Source organism: Sphingobium sp. (assembly GCF_035511395.1).
In the GTDB taxonomy this organism is placed as follows: Bacteria; Pseudomonadota; Alphaproteobacteria; order Sphingomonadales; family Sphingomonadaceae; genus Sphingobium.
Genome location: NZ_DATKFP010000009.1, coordinates 1 through 4,654 on the forward strand (window position 1 = coordinate 1; position 4,654 = coordinate 4,654).

The following is a 4,654-nucleotide window of genomic DNA, read 5'->3' on the forward strand; positions in this document are numbered from 1 at the left end:
GGCCACCGATCGCGCCCTCGATATGCTCGGCCGACGGGTTCTTGAAGACATCGAGGCCGGCGACCATGCCCGGGCTGGCGCCCTCGACATTGAATTCGCGGCTGCCTGCGGTGAAGTAGGCGCGCCCATCCACGCGCGACCCGGTCTGACCCGTGAGGCCGCGGATGGTCAGGCCCGAACCGTTGCCGACAGGCGATGACGCCTCGCCGCCGAAGCGGTAGGCTTGGACGCCGGGAACGCGCGTCAATGTCTCCGCAACGTTCGGATCCGGCAGTTTGCCGATGTCCTGCGCGGTGATGGAGTCGACGACTTCCATCGTGTTCTTCTTCATCTGGACGGCGCTTTGCAGACTGGCGCGAATGCCGGTCACCACGATGTCTTCGCTCGTGGCTTCGTTTGGATCCGCATCGGTCTGGGCGAGTGCAGGCATGGCAATGCAGCTCGCGAGAAGTCCGGACGTCAAGCGTACGATTTTGTTCATAAATCCCCTCCTGAAGTTCGGACGCTTTGGCGCATCCTGAACTCTTCGACTCCCTCGACCCCTTATTGGTATCGATATCCGATCTGATATCGATACCAATAACGTTGCGCAATCAGAATCTTGAAATCAAGCAAGGCGGGTCAAAACGAGCAATAATATCAGAGCTATACCATCAGAATCAGCTCAACTAGATTGCGTCTCTCACGCCACGAGCGGGCCATGGCCACGTTGTGACCACGGATCCGCAGGACGTGCTCGCTGAGCGGCGAGGTCGAGGGCGAAAGACTGCGCCCAGAGGAGGCTGCACCTTTGGGAAGTAGATAGACTGTAATTGCGGCGCAGATTTCGAAATCGCTGAAGGCCTGATGCCATCTCCGCCCCGGTATCCCGTTCAGCTTCGGTTTGGGTTATCCCTCTATCCGCCGGACCGGAGGTATCACATGCGCATATTGGTGATCGAGGACGACCGCGCTCTCAGCGACGAGATCGCGCGCGCATTGCGGGTGGAGAACTTCGCCGTGGATGTTGTGGGGAACGGGGAGGATGGCCGTCATCTGGGTGAGACCGAGCGCTACGATGCGGCCGTCCTGGACCTTGGCCTCCCCAAAGTGGACGGATTGACGGTGCTCCAGTCCTGGCGCGCGGGAGGACATGACCTGCCGGTACTCATTCTTACCGCCCGCGATGCCTGGGCGGAGAAAGTCGCCGGTTTCAAGGCGGGAGCCGACGACTACCTCATCAAGCCATTCCGCGTGCAGGAACTGATCTTGCGCCTGCGCGCGCTCGTCCGCCGGGCAAGCGGACACGCAGCCAGCCGAGTGACCTGCGGGGCCCTGGTGTTTGACGCCCAACTCGGCCACTTCGAGATGGACGGGCTGCCGGTTCGCCTGACGGCATTCGAGTGGCGCGTGCTCTCTGCACTCATTCTTCGCAAGGAAACCGTGGTGGACCGTCGGGAACTGCTCGATCGGGTGTACGAATACGACACCGACGTCGATTCCAACTCGCTGGAAGTGATCGTCGGCCGGCTGCGTCGAAAGATCGGCGCGGAAATGATCCGCACGATCCGCGGGCGCGGTTATCTTCTGACCGAAGCCGCGGACTGAGGGTCAGCGCGGTAGCGTGAGCACAACGCGCAGGCCCCCCGTAGCTGCCCGGCCGAGTTCGAGTGATCCGCCATGGAGTTCGGCAAGTTCACGCGCGATCGGCAAGCCGAAGCCATGCCCTTCCTCGCGCTCGTCGAGCCGACGCCCCGGCACCAGAGCCTGATCGATCGCTTCGGCGGCAAGGCCGGGACCATCGTCCTCGATCGCGATGCGAACGGCGCTGCCAACCTCCTCGGCGGCAACGGTGATCCCGCTTTCGGCCCACTTCCAGGCATTGTCGAGCAGGTTGCCCAGCATTTCCGCCAGATCCTGCGGATCGCATTTGACCGCCAGATCCGGCGAGACATCCGAGACGAACGAGATGCGCCGTTCGGCATGAATCCGTCCCAGCGCCAGAACGAGTTCGTCCACGGTCGCGGCGAGTGGCACAAGCGGATTGCCTGGCGCGCCTGGCGAGGCGGCACGGGCGCGTCCGAGATGATGGCGAATCGCACCGTCAATCCGCCCGACGAGTTCACCGAGCTGGCCCGTTGAATCGTGGTCCAGTTCTGTCAGTCGTATGCTGAGCGTGGCGAGCGGCGTTTTGAGACTATGCGCGAGATTCGCAACGTGACCGCGCGCCCGTGCCAACGCCGCTTCGTTCTCGTCGAGCAAGGCGTTCAGTACGGCTACCAGTGGCGCCAGTTCGCTCGGTTGGTGCGCTGGAACCCTATCGAGCCGGCCGGTGCGTACCGCCGTCAACGCCTCTTGCAGTCGCGCCAGGGGCTTGAGGCCGAAATGCAGTTGGACGAAAGTGGCGGCCAGCAAGGCCAGACTCAAAACGCCGAGCGTGGCGATTACCGGCAGGATCACCGTGCCCCGCAGGCGGTTCAACACCCCGATCGGCGCGAAAGCGGTGATCCGGATCACACCGGCCGCGGTCTGCTTTTCCAGGGTGCGGACATAGGCCGCGTCGGTACGCCCGGCCCGCAGGCTTTCGGGTGCCCCGCGGAAATGCCCCTCGCGCCCGGGAGGGCCTTCCCAGTGGATTCGGTCCAACTGCGCGACATCGCGTGATGCGTATGTCCGGCTTGGCGCCTCGATCACCCATCCCCAGCCTCGCCGATGCTGGGTGAAGGGGCCGATGTCGCTCAACATGGTTCCATCGACGGTCCCGTCGGGACGAATGCTGCGCAGCAGGAGCGCAATCTGCGTGTCTAGCCGGTCGTTGAGGCTGCGCCGCACGAACTGTTCGAGGCTTCCGCTGATCGACAGGGAGGCCACGAGCAACGCGAATCCCGTCAGAAACGCGCCGATCAGGAGCAGGCGGCTGCGGATCGACCGCGGAAGCAGAGTCATGTCCGGTACGCCCTCGTGTTCCCCAGCCTGCACTCGGGCTTTCACGCTCATACCTGATTACCCCCAACCGAACATGAACCGACGGCCCGCGACAAACCCCAACCGGACCTGAACCAGACCATTCAGGCTCCATACGCACAGCATCGCTATTAAGAGTCACTATCAAAAACGGCAATCATCGAATTGTGAGGGACAATGCAGCAGCAGGCGGTCGGTCGACCGGGCGAGGGCTCGAGCGGGATGAGTTGCGCCCGCCGTCTGTTCAGCGTTCTGACCATTCAGGAACGCCGGGTGATTACGCTTCTGCGCGCATACTGCGCCGGTGTCGGCGCCGGTGAGGTTCCTGTGCTCGTGCATCGCGCGTTCGCTACGCTCGCCGCCGAAGTTCGCGCCAATGCGCTGGTCGTATTTGCGGTTCGGTCGATCTACGTCAGTGACGATGAAGTCGCCATCCTGCGCTGGCTGTCGATGCTTCAGCGCCCCTCGCAGTCAGCGCAGCTACGCATGGCCAACCCGTTCCAGAACGCGCTCAAGTCCTGCGCCGACGCGCTCGCCGAGGATGGCGGGCGCCTGCCACCGCGTTCGGTGCTGGCAGATGCCTGCATCGAACGCGACGGTTGCTTCGGCATCGCGCTGAGAGCCGACGGCCTGGAGCGCGAGATTCCGACTGTTTCGGCCGACAGTCCAGAGGCGAGGGCGCTTGCCTTGGTCGAGGGGCGCAAGTTTGCCACTGCATCGCAGTTCAGGGCGCTCGGCATCTCCACCCAGAAGCTCAGCCGTCTTTGCCAGCGCGGCTATGTCGAGCGCGTAGCCACCGGGCTTTACAAGAAACCTGGTCCTGCCGCCGAAGCGCGGTAGCCACCTGGCCGCCGGCCGGGTTCGTTCGCGGCCGACATTTCCTTCCGTCATCATTGAAGATTTCAACCAAGGGGGTTTTTGTGTCCTATTCCCGTTATAGTCGCTCGCGATCGAAAGTCGCACCCGCCTATCTGGCGCTGGCCTGCGTGGGCTTCGCCTCCTCGCCCGTGACCGCCCAGGAGGCGAAGGAAGACACGACGCCCAGCCTCGGCGGGGTCACCGTTTCCGACACCGCGATCGAGGAAACGCCCTACAAGGTCGATCGCGCGGATTCGCCCAAGTACACCGCGCCGCTGCTCGACACCCCCAAGTCGATCGTCGTCCTGCCTTCGCAGGTGATCCGCGAGAGCGGCTCGACGACCTTCGTCGAGGCCCTGCGCATGGTTCCTGGCATCACCTTCGGGGCCGGCGAAGGCGGCAACCCGCAGGGCGACCGTCCCTTCATCCGCGGCTTCGACGCCCAGGGAAGCACCTACATCGATGGTGTGCGCTCCGTCGGCGGCCAGTCGCGCGAGATTTTCGCGATCGAGCAGATCGAAGTGGTCAAGGGCGGCGATTCCACCATGGGCGGCCGCGGCAGCGCCGGCGGCAGTCTCAACCTCGTCAGCAAGATGCCGCACCTTGGCACAGCGCGTATAGCGTATCGCCTCGGCTGCGGCACCCTCGCCAGAATCGCGACGAACGAGCGTCTTGCCGCCGTCGGCGAGCTCGAGCTGCATCCGGCGATCCTACTCCTCGCCCTCGCCGCTGAAACGGTAGTCGGCGACGATCCGCTCGGCACCGCTCTCGCGAACTCTAGCGAGTTCCCCATGCGATTCGAAGAAGCGCAGATTGCTTCCATCGATCACCAGCGCGGTAAGGTCGGTGCCCC

General features: G+C 63.8%; 5 protein-coding genes. 3 read left to right on the top strand and 2 right to left on the bottom strand.

Annotated features, from left to right (window positions below):
• The coding region (locus VMR39_RS00405) for a TonB-dependent receptor plug domain-containing protein (protein ID WP_325413279.1) at window positions 1–481 on the bottom strand (481 nt) is incomplete at its 3' end.
• Window positions 482–921: 440 nt separating this feature from the next.
• Between VMR39_RS00405 and VMR39_RS00410 the strand changes: the two genes are divergently transcribed.
• On the top strand, window positions 922–1,587 hold the full coding sequence (locus VMR39_RS00410) for a response regulator (protein WP_325413281.1): 666 nt from the start codon (window positions 922–924) through the stop codon (window positions 1,585–1,587).
• 3 nt (window positions 1,588–1,590) lie between these two features.
• Here VMR39_RS00410 and VMR39_RS00415 read toward each other — a convergent pair whose 3' ends face one another.
• Window positions 1,591–2,925: a HAMP domain-containing sensor histidine kinase gene (locus VMR39_RS00415; RefSeq protein WP_325413283.1), complete on the bottom strand. Its 1,335-nt coding sequence runs from the start codon at window positions 2,923–2,925 to the stop codon at window positions 1,591–1,593.
• 195 nt (window positions 2,926–3,120) lie between these two features.
• Here VMR39_RS00415 and VMR39_RS00420 point away from each other — a divergent pair, with 195 nt between their 5' ends.
• Window positions 3,121–3,783 (top strand): type IV toxin-antitoxin system AbiEi family antitoxin domain-containing protein, encoded by a 663-nt coding sequence (locus VMR39_RS00420; protein WP_325413285.1) that lies wholly within the window; start codon window positions 3,121–3,123, stop codon window positions 3,781–3,783.
• An 80-nt stretch (window positions 3,784–3,863) separates the two neighbouring features.
• Window positions 3,864–4,654: TonB-dependent receptor plug domain-containing protein (locus VMR39_RS00425; protein WP_325413287.1), on the top strand; the 791-nt coding region annotated here is incomplete at its 3' end.